Source organism: Hydrogenophaga sp. 5NK40-0174 (assembly GCF_040372165.1).
Classification (GTDB): Bacteria; Pseudomonadota; Gammaproteobacteria; order Burkholderiales; family Burkholderiaceae_C; genus Hydrogenophaga.
In genome coordinates this window covers 975473-992359 of sequence record NZ_BAABWG010000001.1, presented here as the reverse complement: position 1 = coordinate 992359, position 16887 = coordinate 975473, and the positions used below count along the sequence as shown (strand labels likewise).

12 protein-coding genes are annotated in these 16887 nt (G+C 61.3%); 7 read left to right on the top strand and 5 right to left on the bottom strand.

Going from position 1 to position 16887, the window contains the following annotated elements:
• Nucleotides 1-19: 19 nt before the first annotated feature.
• Both ABWV89_RS04590 and map read right to left on the bottom strand, forming a co-directional pair.
• Nucleotides 20-2761 carry a [protein-PII] uridylyltransferase gene (locus ABWV89_RS04590; RefSeq protein ID WP_353394711.1) on the bottom strand — a complete coding sequence of 914 codons (2742 nt, stop codon included), beginning with the start codon at nt 2759-2761 and terminating at the stop codon, nt 20-22.
• Nucleotides 2761-3588 carry a type I methionyl aminopeptidase gene (map, locus tag ABWV89_RS04585; protein WP_353394708.1) on the bottom strand — a complete coding sequence of 276 codons (828 nt, stop codon included), beginning with the start codon at nt 3586-3588 and terminating at the stop codon, nt 2761-2763. Before map ends, ABWV89_RS04590 begins: the two co-directional genes overlap by 1 nt.
• A 128-nt stretch (nt 3589-3716) precedes the next feature.
• Here map and purL point away from each other — a divergent pair, with 128 nt between their 5' ends.
• The 3 genes from purL to ABWV89_RS04570 all read left to right on the top strand — a co-directional run bounded on the left by purL (nt 3717) and on the right by ABWV89_RS04570 (nt 9597).
• Nucleotides 3717-7817 carry a phosphoribosylformylglycinamidine synthase gene (gene purL, locus ABWV89_RS04580; protein WP_353394706.1) on the top strand — a complete coding sequence of 1367 codons (4101 nt, stop codon included), beginning with the start codon at nt 3717-3719 and terminating at the stop codon, nt 7815-7817.
• Between the two features lie 91 nt (nt 7818-7908).
• On the top strand, nt 7909-8877 hold the full coding sequence (locus ABWV89_RS04575; RefSeq protein WP_353394704.1) for a DUF808 domain-containing protein: 969 nt from the start codon (nt 7909-7911) through the stop codon (nt 8875-8877).
• A gap of 171 nt (nt 8878-9048) precedes the next feature.
• Nucleotides 9049-9597: a hemerythrin domain-containing protein gene (locus tag ABWV89_RS04570; protein ID WP_353394701.1), complete on the top strand. Its 549-nt coding sequence runs from the start codon at nt 9049-9051 to the stop codon at nt 9595-9597.
• A gap of 39 nt (nt 9598-9636) precedes the next feature.
• Here the strand turns inward: ABWV89_RS04570 and ABWV89_RS04565 are convergent, their stop codons facing one another.
• Nucleotides 9637-10161 carry an Mpo1 family 2-hydroxy fatty acid dioxygenase gene (locus tag ABWV89_RS04565; RefSeq protein ID WP_353394699.1) on the bottom strand — a complete coding sequence of 175 codons (525 nt, stop codon included), beginning with the start codon at nt 10159-10161 and terminating at the stop codon, nt 9637-9639.
• A 292-nt stretch (nt 10162-10453) separates the two neighbouring features.
• Between ABWV89_RS04565 and ABWV89_RS04560 the strand changes: the two genes are divergently transcribed.
• Entirely contained in the window at nt 10454-10819 is a 366-nt protein-coding gene (locus ABWV89_RS04560; protein WP_353394697.1) for a hypothetical protein, read from the top strand.
• Between the two features lie 208 nt (nt 10820-11027).
• Nucleotides 11028-11756, top strand: a complete 729-nt coding sequence (locus ABWV89_RS04555; RefSeq protein ID WP_353394695.1) for a hypothetical protein — start codon at nt 11028-11030, stop codon at nt 11754-11756.
• A gap of 12 nt (nt 11757-11768) precedes the next feature.
• Here ABWV89_RS04555 and ABWV89_RS04550 read toward each other — a convergent pair whose 3' ends face one another.
• Nucleotides 11769-13745: a peptidase U32 family protein gene (locus tag ABWV89_RS04550; RefSeq protein ID WP_353394694.1), complete on the bottom strand. Its 1977-nt coding sequence runs from the start codon at nt 13743-13745 to the stop codon at nt 11769-11771.
• A 111-nt stretch (nt 13746-13856) separates the two neighbouring features.
• On the opposite strand from ABWV89_RS04550, the gene ABWV89_RS04545 reads away from it, so the two are divergent.
• Both ABWV89_RS04545 and ABWV89_RS04540 read left to right on the top strand, forming a co-directional pair.
• A complete protein-coding gene (locus tag ABWV89_RS04545) occupies nt 13857-14606 on the top strand; it encodes an alpha/beta fold hydrolase (protein WP_353394692.1) in 750 nt (249 codons plus the stop codon).
• Nucleotides 14603-15352, top strand: coding sequence for an acetyltransferase domain-containing protein (locus ABWV89_RS04540; protein ID WP_353394690.1), 750 nt, complete (start codon nt 14603-14605; stop codon nt 15350-15352). Before ABWV89_RS04545 ends, ABWV89_RS04540 begins: the two co-directional genes overlap by 4 nt.
• Here the strand turns inward: ABWV89_RS04540 and ABWV89_RS04535 are convergent.
• Nucleotides 15347-16771, bottom strand: a complete 1425-nt coding sequence (locus ABWV89_RS04535; RefSeq protein WP_502903149.1) for an aspartate aminotransferase family protein — start codon at nt 16769-16771, stop codon at nt 15347-15349. The two genes, ABWV89_RS04540 and ABWV89_RS04535, sit on opposite strands and share 6 nt — an antisense overlap.
• Between the last annotated feature and the right edge of the window lie 116 nt (nt 16772-16887).

Here is a 16887-nt window from a genome sequence, read left to right as displayed (position 1 = left end):
CCCGGAAGGCGTGAGTCGCTCAGTCCTTGATCGCTTCCAGCAGCTCGGTTTCAAAGGCAATCTGCTGCCTGTTGACTTGCAGGCTCGGGCCGCTGACAAGAAAGGTGTCCTCTGCGCGTTCACCCAGCGTCGAAATCTTGGCCAGCTCCACACTGACCTCGTGACGTGCCATGACGCGGGTGATGGCGTACAGCAGACCGGCCCGGTCGCTGGCCGAGACGCTGAGCACCCAGCGCTGGCCTTTCTCATCCGGGCGGAGGTCCACACGTGGGGTCACCGGGAAACTCTTGACACGCCGGGAAAGCCGGCCTTTGACCGGTTCGGGCATTTCGCCGATTTTCACACCCTTGAGGTGGTCAGCGAGGTCCTTCTCCACCATGGCCACCAGCGAGCGATAGTGGTCTTCCAGGTCTGGTGCGACCACCTCGAAGGTGTCCAGCGCGTTGCCGTCCTTGGTGGTGTGAATCCGTGCATCAATGATGCAGAAATCGGACCGGTCAAAGTAGTGGCAGATCCGGGCGAACAGTTCAGGCCTGTCGCACGCGTAGACCAGCACCTGGAGCCCGTCGCCATCCGGGGAAGGGCGTGCACTCACGATAGGAGGGGAGTCACCGTCATGAATGGCTTGCGCCACCTCCTCGGTGGTGTTCTCGCGGGTCGATTTTTCATCTGCCCTGCGTAATAGCTCCTTGCTCAGTACGCGGGTATGCCAGGCAATGTCGTCCGCATGGTGCCGCATGAAATAGCTGACATCGAGGGTTTCCCACAACGCCTCGTGAGATCGCGCCGGCATGGAATGCAGCGCCAGGCGGGTAATGGCTTCGATCTTTCGTCCCTCGACCATGGCCGTCGGGTCGGGCACACCGCCGCCCAGCGCCCGTGAGGTGTACTTGTACAGGTCTTCCAGAAGTTTGGCTTTCCAGCCATTCCACACCTTGGGGCTGGTACCCCGGATATCGGCGACGGTGAGCAGATACAGTCCTGTCAGGCGGCGCTCGCTGCCGATGCGCTTGGCGAAAGCCTCGATGACATCGGGATCACTTAAATCCTGCTTTTGCGCGACATGGCTCATGGTCAGGTGCTCTGCGACCAGGAACTCAATGAGCTGCGCATCGTCTTTGGAGACGCCGTGCTGGCGGCAAAAACTGCGCACCTCCCGGGCCCCGACTTCAGAATGGTCGCCGCCGCGGCCTTTGCCAATGTCGTGGAACAGCGCGGCAGCGTAGAGAATCCATGGCTTGTCCCAGCCTGCGGCCAACTGCGAGCAGAAAGGGTACTCGTGGGAGTGCTCTGCAATGAAGAAACGCCGCACGTTGCGCAACACCATCAGGATGTGCTGGTCCACGGTGTAAACATGGAACAGGTCGTGCTGCATCTGCCCGACGGTATTGCGGAACGCCCACAGATATCGTCCCAGAACAGACGTCTGGTTCATCAGCCTGAACGCGTGCGTGATGCCTTCCGGCTCGCGCAGTATTTTCATGAACGTCGCGCGGTTGACCGGATCGGCACGGAAGGCCGCGTTCATGAGTGGGCGGGCGTTGTACAGCGCCCGCATGGTTCGGGCGGACAGACCTTTGATGCCCAGGGTAGTCTGGTAGAGAAGAAAGGTCTCCAGAATGGCGTGGGGCTCGCGCTCGTAGAGGTCATCGCTGGAAACCTCCAGCATGCCAGCCTTCTCGAAGAAGCGTTCATTGAGCGGCCGCAACTTGGCAGCGGGTTCGAACGGTTTGTCCGGATCGGTGTAAATGGCCTCTTCGATGTTGAGCAGAAGGATGCGACTGAGCTGGCGAACAGCCTTGGCTGCCCAGTAGTAGCGCTTCATCAGCAGCTCGCTGGCCCGTCGGGCGCCACGGGTGGTTGCCTTGCCGCCTGAGGCAGGTGTTGCCTTCAGTCCCAGCGACTCTGCCAGGGCCGTTTGCAGGTCGAAGACCAGTCTGTCTTCCCGACGGCCTGCCGTGACATGCAGCCGTGCACGAATCAGGCTGAGCATGGCCTCATTGGCCCGAGCCTGACGCACTTCGCGCGCATTGGCCACGTCGTGGCGCTCCAGGTCGTCCCAGGAGTTGCCCAGCCCGGCAGCACGGGAAACCCACAGAATGATCTGCAGATCACGCAATCCGCCCGGCGATTCCTTGCAGTTGGGTTCGAGCGAATAGGCTGTGTTCTCAAACTTGTTGTGACGCTGGCGCATCTCCAGCATCTTGGCTGTGAAGAAGGCCTTGGGGTCCATGGCCATGTCCAGCCGATGGCTGACATCTTCGAACGCCTTCTTTGATCCGGCAATCAGTCGCCGTTCCACCAGAGCGGTCTGGATGGTGATGTCGCGCGACGCTTCGTCAACACATTCTGCCGCCGTGCGGACGCTGGAGCCGATATCCAGTCCCAGATCCCAGCAGGCGCCGATGAATGCCTCCAGGCGCGGCTTGACCTGACGGGCAGTATCTGAGCCATCGTCCAACGAGGTGCCGTCCGGCATGAGGACGAGTACGTCGACATCGGAATAGGGAAAGAGCTCGCCACGACCATAGCCACCCACTGCTACCAGCGCAAAGCCGGAAGGCAACTGTGCTCGTTGCCAAAGTGCGCGCAGTGTCTTGTCCGTGATGCTGGCCAGCTCGCGCAGCGTGGCCATGACGCCACGCGTGTTGAAGCTGGGGGCGCGGAGCCGCTCCAGCAGCTTCGCCTTGGCCTCGCGATGGTTTGCGCGGAGGTCGCCGACGTCGATGACGAGCGGCTCGGTCGTGACGTCTTGATCCATCAGGCCCCCGATCCAGCGGTGGCTCCAATAAAGGCTGGTGGTGGTGGAGCCCCTTCGGAAACCGTCAGGACGTCGTAGCCGGTCTCTGTGACCAGCACCGTGTGCTCCCATTGTGCCGAAAGCGAACGGTCGCGAGTGGTGATCGTCCAGCCGTCGTTCATTTCCTTGATGTCACGCTTGCCAGCATTGATCATGGGCTCGATGGTGAAGATCATGCCGGGCTTGAGCTCGGTCAGCGTGCCTGGCTTGCCGTAGTGCAGAACCTGGGGCTCTTCATGGAATTTCTGGCCAATGCCATGGCCGCAAAATTCACGCACCACTGAAAAGCCAGCGCCTTCTGCAAACGTCTGAATGACATGGCCGATGTCACCGAGGCGTGCGCCCGGGCGGACAACTTCAATACCTTTCCACATGGCATCGAAGGTGATTTGGCAAAGACGTTTGGCCTGGATACTGGCAGCATCTTCACCTCCGATCAGGAACATCCGGCTGGTGTCGCCAAACCAGCCATCCTTGATGACGGTGACATCAACGTTGACGATGTCGCCCTTCTTGAGCACCTTGTCGCCCGGAATGCCGTGGCAGACCACCTGATTGACCGATGTGCACAGGTGGCCGGGAAAGGGTGGGTAACCCGGCGGGGCATAGCCGATGGTGGCAGAGACCGTGCCTTGCTTCTTCATGTACTCGGCCGCCAGGCGATCGATCTCTCCGGTCGTGATACCCGGCTGGATCAGGGGTGTGAGGTAGTCGAGAACTTCGGAAGCCAGGCGGCAGGCCACTCGCATGGCTTCGATGCCGGCTGCGTCTTTGTAGGTAATGCTCATGGTTGCAAATTATCCCATTGTGTAGACCGCGTTTCACGGGTCGACATGCAAAGCAGTGCAGTCGGCGCGGGTAAAATCGGGGTTTTCCCGCCCGCCGGTTCCATCTCCCACGCTACACAGGCCCCAACGTGTCCCTGCACCTGCGCTTTTTCGATGGTGGTAACGCCATCAGTGACTTCAAAGTCCAGCAACTGCTGCCTCGTCTTGCAGCCATTTCCGACAAGATCACCGACCTGAGCGCCCGCTTTGTCCATCTGGCCTCGTTCGACAGCGAGCCCGACGCCGATACGCTGGATCACCTGGGCAATCTGCTGACGTACGGCGAACCGGCTTCGCCTGCGCACCTGACAGCGGGCGAGGGCGGGGCGCCATCCCTGTATGTCATGCCCCGCCTGGGTACGGTTTCGCCCTGGGCGTCCAAGGCCACGGATATTGCCCACAATTGCGGCATTGCACTGCACCGGGTGGAGCGGCTGGTGGAGTTTCGCATTGGCCTGAAAAAGGGCTTGTTGTCCAAGGCAGCGCTGACCGAGGCACAACTGCAAGCCGTGGCCGGACTGTTGCACGACCGCATGACCGAAAACGTCAGCACCGACAAGGCGCAGGCTGAGGCCTTATTCACCGAGTTGCACCCTGCGCCCATGGAACATGTGGACGTGTTGGCCGGTGGCCGCACGGCGCTGGAAAAGGCCAACGTCGAGTGGGGGCTGGCGCTGGCGGATGACGAAATCGATTACCTGGTGGACGCTTTCAAGGGTCTGGGGCGTAATCCCACGGACGTTGAGCTGATGATGTTTGCCCAGGCGAACAGCGAGCACTGCCGCCACAAGATCTTCAACGCCCAGTTCACGATCGATGGCGTGCTGCAGGACAAGAGCCTGTTCGGCATGATCCGGCATACGCACCAGACGAGCCCACAGCACACGGTGGTGGCCTATTCCGACAACGCCTCCATCATGACCGGGCACCAGATGGAGCGCTATGTGGCGCGCATCACGGATACGTCTGCCGCGCCCAGCTATGTGGCCGAGCCGGCAGAGCACCATGTGCTCATGAAGGTGGAGACGCACAACCATCCCACCGCCATTTCCCCGTTCCCCGGCGCCGCCACTGGTGCCGGCGGCGAGATCCGCGACGAAGGCGCGACTGGCCGTGGCTCCAAGCCCAAGGCCGGTTTGACCGGTTTCACCGTCTCCAAACTCTGGGGCGGTCTGAGCGACAACGCGGACGGCAAGCCAGAGCACATTGCCAGCCCACTGCAAATCATGACGGAAGGCCCGCTGGGTGGAGCGGCCTTCAACAATGAGTTCGGTCGACCCAACCTGCTGGGCTATTTCCGCGAGTACGAACAGGAAGTGGCAGGGGTGCAGCGCGGCTACCACAAGCCCATCATGATCGCGGGCGGTCTGGGCCAGATCGACGCCGGTCAGACCAAGAAAATCGATTTTCCGGCCGGCACGTTGCTGATCCAGCTCGGCGGCCCGGGCATGAAGATCGGCATGGGTGGTGGTGCAGCCAGCTCCATGGCCACCGGCACCAACGCCGCTTCGCTGGACTTTGATTCGGTCCAACGCGGCAACCCCGAAATTGAAAGGCGCGCGCAGGAGGTTATCAACCACTGCTGGGCGCAGGGCGAGAAGAACCCGGTGCTGTTCATCCACGACGTGGGTGCGGGAGGCTTGTCCAATGCTTTCCCCGAGCTGGTGAACGACGCCGGCCGTGGTGCGCGCTTTGATCTGCGTGCCGTGCCACTGGAAGAGAGCGGCCTGGCGCCCAAGGAGATCTGGTGCAACGAAAGCCAGGAACGTTATGTGCTGGCGATTGCACCTGAGTCTCTGGAACAGTTCAAGGCCTTCTGCGAGCGTGAGCGTTGCCCGTTCGCGGTGGTGGGGGTGGCCACAGAAGAGCGCCATCTTACTGTGGCAAATGAAGAGGCCGTGCGCAGCGCCGGGCCGTCCCAAGCAAGCACAGCCCCCTCGGGGGGCAGCGAACCACACGCAGTGGGGAGCGTGGGGGCCGCGGTGAACATGCCTATGGATGTTCTCCTGGGCAAGCCGCCCAAGATGCACCGCGACGTGAAAACGGTCGAACGTGCGCTCCAGCCGATGGATCTTACCGGCGTCGATCTGCAAAAGGCCGTGATCGATGTGCTCAGCCACCCCACGGTCGCGTCCAAGCGCTTCCTCGTCACCATTGGCGACCGTGCTGTGGGTGGCTTGTCCCATCGTGACCAGATGGTCGGTCCCTGGCAGGTTCCTGTGGCCGACTGCGCCGTGACGCTGGCCGACTATGCTGGCTTTGCGGGCGAGGCCATGAGCATGGGCGAGCGCACGCCGCTGGCCGCGTTTGACGCGGCAGCTTCCGGCCGCATGTCGGTGGCCGAATCCATCACCAACCTGCTGGCAGCACCGATTGAGCTGTCCCGCGTCAAGCTGAGCGCGAACTGGATGGCTGCCTGCGGAGAAGAGGGCGAAGATGCCGACCTGTATGCCACGGTCAAGGCGGTGGGCATGGAGTTGTGCCCGACGCTGGGGATCAGTATCCCGGTGGGCAAGGACAGCCTGTCCATGCGCACCCAATGGACCGACAGCACCGGCGAGCGCCGAAAGGTCACGTCTCCTGTCAGTTTGATCATCACCGCCTTCGCCACACTGGCCGACGTGCGCGGCACTTTGACGCCACAGCTGGACCGCGAAACCGAAGACACCACCTTGGTCCTGGTGGACCTGGGCAAGGGCCAGAACCGCATGGGTGGCTCCATCCTGGGTCAGACCCTGGGCCAGCCGGGCGATGCCGTTCCTGACCTGGACGATGCGCAAGACCTGATCCATCTGGTCGACGCCGTGAACGCCTTGCGTGCCAAGGGCCAAATCCTGGCCTACCACGACCGCTCCGACGGTGGCCTGCTGGCCGCCGTGGCTGAAATGGCCTTTGCTGGCCAGGTGGGCGTGGCGCTGAACGTGGACATGCTGGTCACCGAAGGCGACGGCATTTCTGACAGCCGCATGGACGCCGGCGATGCGAAGAACTGGGCGTCCCAGGTCAGCGCACGCCGCGAAGAGCTCACGCTCAAGGCCTTGTTCAGCGAGGAGCTGGGCGTGGTGCTGCAGGTGCCCACGGCGGTGCGCAACGAGGTCATGCAGACCTTGCGCGAGCACGGCCTGTCCAAGCACAGCCACTTTGTCGGCAAAACGCGCCCCGCATCGTCATCCATGGATGCAGGCAAGGGCCAGCTTCAGGTGTGGCGCGACACCAAAGCCGTGTTCAGCGCCAGCCTGACCGACCTCCAACAAGTCTGGGACAGCGTGAGCTGGAAGATCAACCAGCAGCGCGACAACCCGGCGTGTGCCGATTCCGAGCATGCTGCTGCCGGTGACGCCACCGATCCCGGCATGCACGTGGCGCTGAGTTTTGATCCGCGCGAAGACGTGGCAGCGCCATTTCTGAACCTGGCACGCCCCAAGGTGGCGATTCTGCGAGAGCAGGGTGTCAACTCGCACGTCGAGATGGCTTATGCCTTTGACAAGGCGGGCTTCGAGTCAGTGGACGTCCATATGACAGACCTGCAAAGCGGCCGCGCCAACCTCGACCAATTCAAGGGCGTGGTGGCTTGCGGTGGCTTCAGTTATGGTGACACGCTGGGTGCCGGTATCGGCTGGGCCCGCAGCATCACCTTCAACGCTGGCTTGTCAGACCAGTTCAAGGCCTTCTTTGGTCGGAGCGACACCTTTGGCCTGGGCGTGTGCAACGGCTGCCAGATGTTTGCCGAATTGGCCGACATCATCCCGGGCGCCCAGGACTGGCCACGTTTCACCACCAACGAGAGTGAGCGTTTTGAGGCACGACTGTCCATGGTAGAGGTGCTGGAGTCTCCCAGCATCTTCCTGCAGGACATGGCTGGCAGCCGATTGCCCATTGCGGTGGCGCATGGTGAAGGCTATGCCAACTTCAAGCACCGGGGTGACCAGACCAAGGTCATCAACGCCATGCGCTACGTGGACAACACGGGTGCCGCGACCGAGCGCTATCCGTTCAATCCGAACGGCAGCCCGGCAGGCCTCACGGGCGTGACCACGGCCGATGGTCGTTTCACGGCCATGATGCCGCACCCCGAGCGTGTCTTCCGCAATATCCAGATGAGCTGGGTGGACCATGTTGCAGCAGGTGACATTGATGCCCTTAGCCCATGGATGCGGCTGTGGCGCAATGCCCGCCGTTGGGTAGGGTAAGCTTGGACGAGGTTGATTCTTTTGGATCAGCGTTGACTTGGCTTTGACTCTGTTCTGACTCTGTTTTGGCTCTCTTCGAGCCCGAAATACCATGGCCGCCTCCAGTCTGCTCGCTCTCATTGACGATATCGCCACTTTGCTTGACGACATCGCCACCATGACCAAGGTGGCGGCCCGACAAGGCATTGCTGCTGCTGACGATGTCTCGGCCATGACCCAGGTCGCCGCCAAGAAGACAGCCGGCGTGCTGGGGGATGACCTGGCGCTCAATGCGCAGCAAGTCACAGGCGTCAAGGCAGACCGGGAGTTGCCAGTGGTATGGGCCGTCTTCAAAGGCTCCATGCTCAACAAGGCGATTCTCGTGCCGGCGGCCCTGGCCATCAGTGCCGTTGCGCCCTGGGCCATCACGCCTTTGCTGATGCTCGGCGGCTTGTTCCTGTGTTTTGAAGGTGCCGAAAAAGTGCTGCACACCTTCTTTCATCCCAAGCACGAAGATGACGCGCATCGTGAAGAGCGGGTCAAAGCGGTCGCCAACGCCGATCTGGATATGGTCGCCTTCGAGAAAGCCAAGGTCAAAGGCGCCATTCGAACCGATTTCATCCTCTCTGCGGAGATCATTGTGATCACGCTCGGGACGGTGACAGACGCCAGCTTCATGCAGCGGCTGGCGGTGGTGGCGGGCATCGCCGTGATCATGACGTTTGGTGTGTATGGTCTTGTCGCAGGCATTGTCAAGATCGACGATGCTGGCCTGGCGCTCACACGGAAAGCGTCCGGCGCAGCGCAGGCTGCAGGAAGAGCGTTGCTGGCCCTGGCCCCGAAGCTGATGAAGACGCTTTCCGTGGTGGGCACGATTGCCATGTTTCTGGTCGGCGGGGGGATCATCCTGCACGGAATTCCCTCACTGGGGCATGCAGTGGAGCATTGGTCCGAGGGGCTCGGAGCGCTCGGCGGTCTGGTCAGCAATGCCACAGGTGGGGTGGCCGGTTTCATCGCCGGTGCGGCGCTGGTCTTTGGTCTGAACACCTTCAATCGTCTGCGCGGCAAACCTGCCCATTGATGCCTGTCGTCACCTTTCGGGTGACTTTTCGCGCCGGCGCTTGACCTGCATCAAGCAGGCGTCCAGTGCAATCCGTACACTGAATCAGCAGTCTGGATGAGCGTGCGCCGAGGTGGCGCGTGCAGCCAGACCAGATTCATGTTCGTTCCCCGGACGCAAGGAGGCAGCACCATGACCCATCCTGATCAGAGCACCGGCCTGGACACCCAGGCTCCCCTGAACAATTTTTCCAACTGCCATGCCGGCATTACCAAGCGTTTGCGGTCGTTGGACGAGCTGCCTGCACTGCTGGAGCCTGCCGCACGTGCGCGTCAGATCGCAGAGGAGTCTCTCGAGTTTTTTCGGGAAGCAATCTTTGAGCACCACCTGGAGGAAGAGCGGGAGCTGTTTCCTGCAGTGATGGCAGCAGCCGAGGCAGGAGAAGAGCGTGAAAAGGTCAAGGCCATGGCCAAACGCCTGACTGAAGAGCACCGGTCGATCGAAACCCTGTGGAAGAGCCTGGAGAAGGGCTTGAAACAGGTGTCAAAAGGCCACAGCACCACGCTGGATGTCTCGGATGTTCACAGACTGGTGCAGCACTACACCGATCATGCCAACTATGAAGAGACCGAGTTTCTGCCTTTGGCCGAGCAGATACTGGGGCGAAAGAGTACACACATGGCAGCTTTGGGTCTGAGCTTGCACATGCGCCACGTCAAGCCAATGGCCGCTTACGTCTGAATCAGGATTGAGTCGCAGCAGTGCGGGTGGTGGCTGGGGTCAGGCCACACCGCAGCTGTCGAACTTTGCCGGCCCGGCGCGCCTTTCCATTTCCTGGAAAACGCCGCGATAGAGGCCCAGTTTGTTGAGCCATTCGACCATCACGAACAACGGGCCAATCAGGAGACTGCGAACGTCGTCCATGAAAGCCGGTTTGCGGCCTTCGTAGAGGTGCCCCACAAACTGGATCGCCCAGCCGACCACAAACGTGCCAATACCTGCAGACAGCCACCAAACGGTTTCCTGACGGGCAATCCAGCTGGCGCCAGCCAGTGCAAGTGCCAGGGCCAGCCCCATGACGATGGCCAGGCCAGCGTTGAGCAGACAATAGAAAAGCAGGATGGCCGCGGCCACCACAAAGGCCGGCGTCAGGGGAAGGAACGGTCCCTCCCATAGCACAGGGCGTGACAGCAATGTCGCAATGGCCAGAACGATCAACGGAACGCCAACCATGTGGGTGGCAATATTGCGTTCGTCCCGGTGATAGGCGGCGTACGCCGTGAGGTGGTCGGTCAGGCTCTTCATGTTGGCTCCAATCCCTTCTCCGTTCTTGTGTGCCGGCACGGCCAGGCAAGCAGCTATCGACTGTGAACCGTTGGGAGATTTCCCACGTCACGCATCTTAGCCCCAAGCTGAGCCATTGCGCAGCGGGGCAAGCCCTTAGGTACTTCCCTCAAGCGTGAGAAGCATCACCTGCTACTTGTGTTTCGTCGGCTGAGGCCGAGGCTTGAGCCGCACTTTCTAAAATATGGTCCTTTCACCGCGGCTGCACATTGTGCCGCCACCTTCTTTTCGTCTTGTTCTTGGCTGAAACACAGTGGTCTCTTCGCAAAATCACCCTCCCGAGGTCTGGCGAGTTGACGCAGGCAGTGATTCTGTTGCGCATCTGCACATTCCCACCTTGCTGGAACGGCGACGGATTCTGGATGTGGATGTCACTTTGCTCGTGAACGTCCCGGAGGGTGCGAACGGTGCATGGCACGAGCTGACGGTCGAGTTCGACGGCTTGACCCAGTGGACACGCCGAGTCGAATCACACAACGCGGGGAGCACGGATGGCCTGGATTATCACCAGAGGGTGCGCCTCGAGGTTGAGCAGGATCTGCGCGTCAGGGCAATGGTGAGGGCAGCGGGCGTTGCTGTGAAGCAGTTGGTGATCGAGGCGGTGGAAGACCCCCACTGAAGCGCGGATCTATTCGGGCCAGGAGCGCACACGGGAAGGGCAGGGTGGCACTTTGTGTCACGGTCAGACCGCTTTTCTGGGGCTAGGACACGCATGATGGAGCTAAAGTGCAATTTGGCAGGAGGTTGGGCCGGCCAAGTCTCCACCGGCTGGGCAATAAAATGACATCGATCGCATCTATTGGTTCGATTGCAGGGAGAAACAAGAAATGACATCAGCATGGGCCAGTTGGCTCGGCATTTCATCCCGCCGGGCGACCACAGGGGCGTTGCTGGCGCTGGCATCGATCACGGCCAATGCCGGCGTCGTGAGCGAAGAGAAGGTTCTGGTCCCCTTGGCGGACGAGCAGCGAATCAGCCTGCGGACCAGCACGCTGGTGGCTGATGAGGGCTTCTGGGTGTCCATTTCGCTGATCGCCCTGTCCGACAGCGACACACCGCAAGGCAAGGTCAGCGTTGAGATGTTTCCGGACTCATTGCCGGTTCCTGTACTGATTCCGCGCCATCTCACGCTTGAGGCCAGCGAAGAAAATACCTTGCCCAGGTCGGACAAGCTCAAGGCAGAGCTGGAAACCAGTCTCGAACAGCTCCCTGAGAGCGAACTCGAGGAGCGTATGGGCGTTGCACTTTCCCGCGCGATGCGGACATACGCCAAGGGAGGGGGGAAAGCACTGGGGCGAACCTATGCGTTCCGTTACCCGGCGGCCAATCGCCGCGATCTTGTCTATCGGGTCACTGTGAAAGGCCATGAAGGCAACGTTTATCCCCTGGTGCTACAGGCCACGATGGGCCAGGGGGAAATTCCTGCCAAATACCTGGATGTCTTCGCATCCGCCAATGCCCCGCCGGAAGAGCCGACAAACCCGAGGGCTGTACTGGCTTTGGGCTCACTCATCTTCCTCGCGTTTGCCTACTTGTTCAGGCGTTGGCGAGGCTGACAGTTTGTGCCCTCAGGCCTTTGAGGCGGCTGGTCGCTGTCTGTAGAAGGTCATGGGCACGGCGGCTGGCGCATTGATAACGCCGCGTTTGATCTTGCCCACCACGTGCATTTCGCAGGGTTTGCAGTCAAAACGAAGCGTGAGCTTTTCCTTGCCGTTGATCAGTTGAAGTGGCTCGGCTCGCACGGTTCCCTGAACGCCCGTCACGCCTTTGGCCTGTTTAGGGCACAGGCTCAAGCTGAAGCGGACGCAGTGCTTGGTAATCATGAGGCTCACCTCGCCATGTTCTTCCTGGCTTTCGTAGGCGGCATCGATCACCTTGACCCCGTGAGCGGCATAGAAGTCGCGGGCCTTGTGGTTGTACACATTGGCCAGATAGGTCAGCGAGTCCTCAGGGTAGGGTGCCGGTGGTTCAGTGGCTGGCGCTCGTTCCAGGCGTTGCCATTGCTCAGCGCGTGCGGCTTCAAGCGCGGCAACGGCTTCTCGGCGCAGAGCATTGAGTTGCGAAGCGGGCACAAAGCGTGGGCCGCGCAGTTGCAGCCGGATGTCCAGTGGCTCAAACAGGGTGCCTCCAAATCGGTCCAGGCTTTGACGCAATTTGGCTTCGGCTTGTGCTGTGTCGCGCGCGTCGTCCAGCGAACCCGTGATGTCGGCCGTGGCAGTGTGACCGTCCTCATCAGTGAGGGTGAGCGACAGGCCCGTGTCGGTTTCGACCAGGTCCGCCCAGACCCCGATGTGCCGATCGGATGACTTCTTGTCCAGCCCACGCACCCAGTCCATGTCGCGGTTGCGGTTGATCTGCGTGTTCTTTCGCAAATCCTTGAAACTGGCCATCGGGTCCTTGGGGAAGACGCGCCAAAGGCCAGCGGCTTCATCCAGGGCTTCGACGCGGTTCGCTTGCAGGCCAACGAGCTCTTTTTGCAGGTCGAGGTAGCAAAGGCCATCGCCGTTGTGCAAAACAGTGGCAGGGTCCTCGCACTGCAGTTCGACAAAATTCGCGCCGAGCTGCGTTACCCAGCCGATCGGGCGGCCGGGGTTCTTTGGCGTATCGAAGGCGCCAATGTCGACCTGGCGCCCATTGGTGAAATAGTCTGTGAACTCGCGGTTGAAGTTCTGGTCCGGGTCGGGCGTGAAGGCAAACCTGGTGTGGCCGCTGCTGGCGCGGGCCAGCTCTGGTCGTTCCGCCAGAATTTCGTCAATCAGCAGCCGGTAGTGGGCCGTGATGTTCTTGACGTAGGCCATGTCCTTGTAGCGGCCTTCAATCTTGAAACTGCGCACACCCGTGTCGATGAGTGCCCGAAGGTTGTCCGACTGGTTGTTGTCCTTCATGGACAGGACGTGCTTGTCGTGAGCCACGACCCGCCCCTGGCTGTCCTTGACCTCGTAGGGCAGGCGGCAGGCCTGGGAACAGTCGCCACGGTTGGCACTGCGTCCGGTATGGGCATGGCTGATGTAGCACTGACCGCTGTAGGCCACGCACAAGGCGCCGTGCACGAAGTACTCCAGAATGCAGCGATCCGGGTCAGTGGCAGCGCGAATGGCCTCGATCTGCTGCAAGGTCAGCTCCCGCGCCAGCACGATCTGCGAGAAGCCCGCATCCTGCAGGAACCGGGCTTTCTCTGGCGTTCGTATGTCGGTTTGTGTGCTGGCGTGCAGCTGGATGGGCGGAAAGTCCTCCAGCATCAGCAGGCCCATGTCCTGAACGATCAGCGCATCGACGCCCGCGTCGTAGAGCTGCCATGCCAGTTGCCGGGCAGGTTCGAGTTCGTCGTCACGAAGAATCGTGTTGATGGTGACAAAGACTCGGCTGTTGAAGCGGTGGGCGTGCATGACCAGCCGCGCGATGTCTTCCACGCTGTTGTCTGCTGTGGCCCTGGCACCAAACGAAGGCCCACCGATGTAGACAGCATCCGCGCCGTGGTTCACGGCTTCGATGCCGATGTCCGCCGTGCGTGCTGGCGATAGCAGTTCAATTTGATGAGGCAGCATGGGCGGCGAGAGGGCAAGGAAATGGCAGCAGAGGAGGGCGGGTGCCAGACAAGGCAAAATCGGTGAGTCGGGGAGCGCATCCCCAAACCCGTATTGTCCCGGAGATTGACCATGAACGCAGCCCCATCCACCGCAAAACCGGCATTTGTGCTGGTGCATGGCTCCTGGCACGGTGGCTGGTGCTGGAAGCGGGTGCTACCCCTGCTTCTGGCGCAAGGACATGACGCCTACGCGCCCACACTGACCGGTGTGGGCGAGCGCGCGCACCTGATGAGCCGCGATATTCGCGTGCAGACCCATGTCGACGATGTTTTGGGGCTCATTGAGGCAGAGGAGCTTTCAAGTGTGGTCCTGGTCGGCCACAGCTATGCCGGCAACGTCATCACCTTGGTGGCCGATCAGCTCGAGCAACGCAGCCCGGGCATTCTGCGCCACCTGGTGTATCTGGATGCCGGTATCCCTGACCCAGGGGGCAGCTGGAGCAGCCCACACCCGCCAGAAGTGGTCGCTGCCCGGATCGAGGAAGCCAAAGCCACCGACGGCCTGAGCTTTCCGCCGCCCGATGCCAGTGTGTTTGGGCTGGAGGGAGCGGACCGGGATTGGGTCAATCGCCGCCAGACGCCCCAACCGTTCCGGCTGTATCAGGACAGCCTGGATTTCGATGCCGGGCGGGTGGCCAAAATGCCACGCACCTTCATCGACTGCACCAATCCACCCTTGGCGACCATCGATGCATCACGCGTCCGGGTGCGTCAGGAGCCTGGTTGGCAGGTCTTCGAGATGAACTGCGGGCACGACCCCATGATCAATCGTCCAGAAGAGCTGGCCAGCTTGCTGCTCAAGGTGGGCGCGCAGGGATGAGTCTTCCTCGCGTCAAGGAGCGCTTTGACCGGATAGACATCCTGCGTGCGCTGGCCATGGTCTGGATGACGGTCTACCATTTCTGCTACGACCTGGATTACTTCGGCCTGATCGAGCAGGACATCTTCGGCGACCCTTTCTGGACCACGCAACGAACCATCATTCTGGGAACATTTCTGTTCACGGCCGGACTGTCACAGGCCGTTGCCCTGGAACAAGGTCAGGGCTGGGCGCGGTTCTGGCGCCGGTGGTGGCAGGTGGCCGGTGCCGCCATGCTGGTGACGCTGGCTACCATGGTGATGTTCCCCAGGAGTTTCATTTTCTTCGGGGTATTGCATGGGATAGCCGTGATGCTGATCGTCGTCAGGCTGACCGCGCATTGGGGTCAGTGGCTCTGGCTGGCGGGAGCCGGGTGTGTCGCTGCGGCCAGGTATGCCCCTCTCGCACTGGAAAACAGCAGCTGGAGAGACCTCTTTGACGGGCCGATGCTGAACTGGCTCGGATGGGTCACACACAAGCCGGTCACAGAAGACTATGTTCCACTGCTGCCGTGGCTGGCCGCCATATGGTGGGGGATGGCGGCGGGGCAGTGGATCTTGCGGCATCAGCCGCAATGGCTGGGTGGACAAGGGGCTGGCAGCATCACCTCACCTCTGGCGGTCATGGGCAGGTGGAGTCTGACCTACTACCTGCTTCACCAGCCAATCATGATCGGGTGTCTCTGGCTGGGTCTGCAGCTGTCATGATCCTTCGGCAATGAGGGACTCTGGCAGGAGGTGGGATACCACGTCATCAAGGGCGTCCAACAGCCGGTTGACATGAGCCTCAGTGGTTTGCGGGCAAACGAGCAACATGTTGTGAAACGGGGTGATCATCACGCCCCGATTGAGCAGGCCCAAGTGAATGATGTGCTCCAGCGTGCCGTCCAGAACCTCGCCAGCTTCCGCACCGCTCATCGGAGGAGATTCGCAGAACTGGAATTCCACCCGCGCACCCACCTGTGTCACACACCACGGAAGCCGACGCTTGGCGATCAGCTGACGCAAGCCGTCTGCCAGCCGACAGGACTGCTGGTTCATGCCTTCATAGGCCTTGGGCGTCATGACTTCGCTGAGCGTGGCTCGCATGGCGGCCAAGGCCAGCATGTTGCCGGTCAGTGTGGTGCCAATGCCGCTGTGTCCGGGTGGCGCTTTCTGTTTGGCACTGGCGGCGCGTTGTGCCAGTTCAGCAGTCATGCCGTAGGCCGCGCAGGGTACGCCGCCGCCCAGTGGTTTGCCCATGACGACGGCATCCGCGCGGATGCCGTGTTCGCGCCCGTAACCACCCGGGCCGGTGCTGATGGTGTGGGTCTCGTCGAGTATGAGCAGCGTGCCGTGGCGGCGGATGACTTCTTGCGCAGCGTCCCAGAAACCTTCTGCCGGCAGGACCATACCGATGTTGGTCATCACCGGCTCGGCCAGCACGCACGCCACATCGCCTCCCTGCAAAGCACGCTCCAAGCCTGCCAGGTCATTGAATTCCACGACAACTGTGTGTTCGAGGAGGTCATGAACCTGACCCAGCAGGCTGTCCCGCTGGTGCGGGCGGCCATCGATCAGGTCCACGAAGACGTCTTCGATCGTCCCGTGGTAGCAGCCGTTGAAAACCAGCAGCTTTTTCCGGCCTGTGGCGGCCCGGACCCAACGCAGAAGGTAGCGGTTGGCATCTGTGGCACTCATCGCAAACTGCCAAAAAGGCAAGCCAAAGCGCTCGGCCAGTAGCTCGCCGACCACGCCGGCGTCTTCAGTGGCGAGCATCGTCGTCAGCCCTTTCGCTCCCTGGCTGGCCAATGCCCGTGCGACAGGTTCCGGGCAGTGGCCGAACATGGCGCCCGTGTCGCCCAGGCAGAAGTCGATGAGCTCATGTCCATCGACGTCGGTCACCACCGCCCCCTTGGCCTTTGCCACATGCAGGGCAAACGGAGTGCCCCAGTCGTTCATCCAATGAAGGGGCACGCCAAACAACAAGTGCCCTCGCGCCCTTGTGGCCATTTGCTCCGACAGAGGGTTTCGGGCGCGAAACAACTGTTGTTCGTCCATAAGGAACTGGACAGCACGGCTCCAGTCCAGTCCGATTCTGCTGGTGCGGGCTGCTTCGTGTACCGAGGGGGTGGCGTTTCCGTCCATGGCGATTGATGACAGGGTCAAGGTTGGAGTCGTGCGGTGGCGAGGTTCGCCTGCTCATGCCGCATTGTCCAGCAAAACGACATGAAAAAAAGGCGCCACATCAGTGGCGCCCTTTT

What these genes read in the sequence shown, in the direction of transcription:
- ABWV89_RS04545 (WP_353394692.1), top strand. Translation starts at nt 13,857, where the DNA reads ATGAACGCAGCCCCATCCACCGCAAAACCGGCATTTGTGCTGGTGCAT.
- ABWV89_RS04565 (WP_353394699.1), bottom strand. Translation starts at nt 10,161, where the DNA reads ATGAAGAGCCTGACCGACCACCTCACGGCGTACGCCGCCTATCACCGG.
- ABWV89_RS04590 (WP_353394711.1), bottom strand. Translation starts at nt 2,761, where the DNA reads ATGGATCAAGACGTCACGACCGAGCCGCTCGTCATCGACGTCGGCGAC.
- map (WP_353394708.1), bottom strand. Translation starts at nt 3,588, where the DNA reads ATGAGCATTACCTACAAAGACGCAGCCGGCATCGAAGCCATGCGAGTG.
- ABWV89_RS04575 (WP_353394704.1), top strand. Translation starts at nt 7,909, where the DNA reads ATGGCCGCCTCCAGTCTGCTCGCTCTCATTGACGATATCGCCACTTTG.
- ABWV89_RS04570 (WP_353394701.1), top strand. Translation starts at nt 9,049, where the DNA reads ATGACCCATCCTGATCAGAGCACCGGCCTGGACACCCAGGCTCCCCTG.
- ABWV89_RS04535 (WP_502903149.1), bottom strand. Translation starts at nt 16,771, where the DNA reads ATGGACGGAAACGCCACCCCCTCGGTACACGAAGCAGCCCGCACCAGC.
- ABWV89_RS04540 (WP_353394690.1), top strand. Translation starts at nt 14,603, where the DNA reads ATGAGTCTTCCTCGCGTCAAGGAGCGCTTTGACCGGATAGACATCCTG.
- ABWV89_RS04550 (WP_353394694.1), bottom strand. Translation starts at nt 13,745, where the DNA reads ATGCTGCCTCATCAAATTGAACTGCTATCGCCAGCACGCACGGCGGAC.
- ABWV89_RS04555 (WP_353394695.1), top strand. Translation starts at nt 11,028, where the DNA reads ATGACATCAGCATGGGCCAGTTGGCTCGGCATTTCATCCCGCCGGGCG.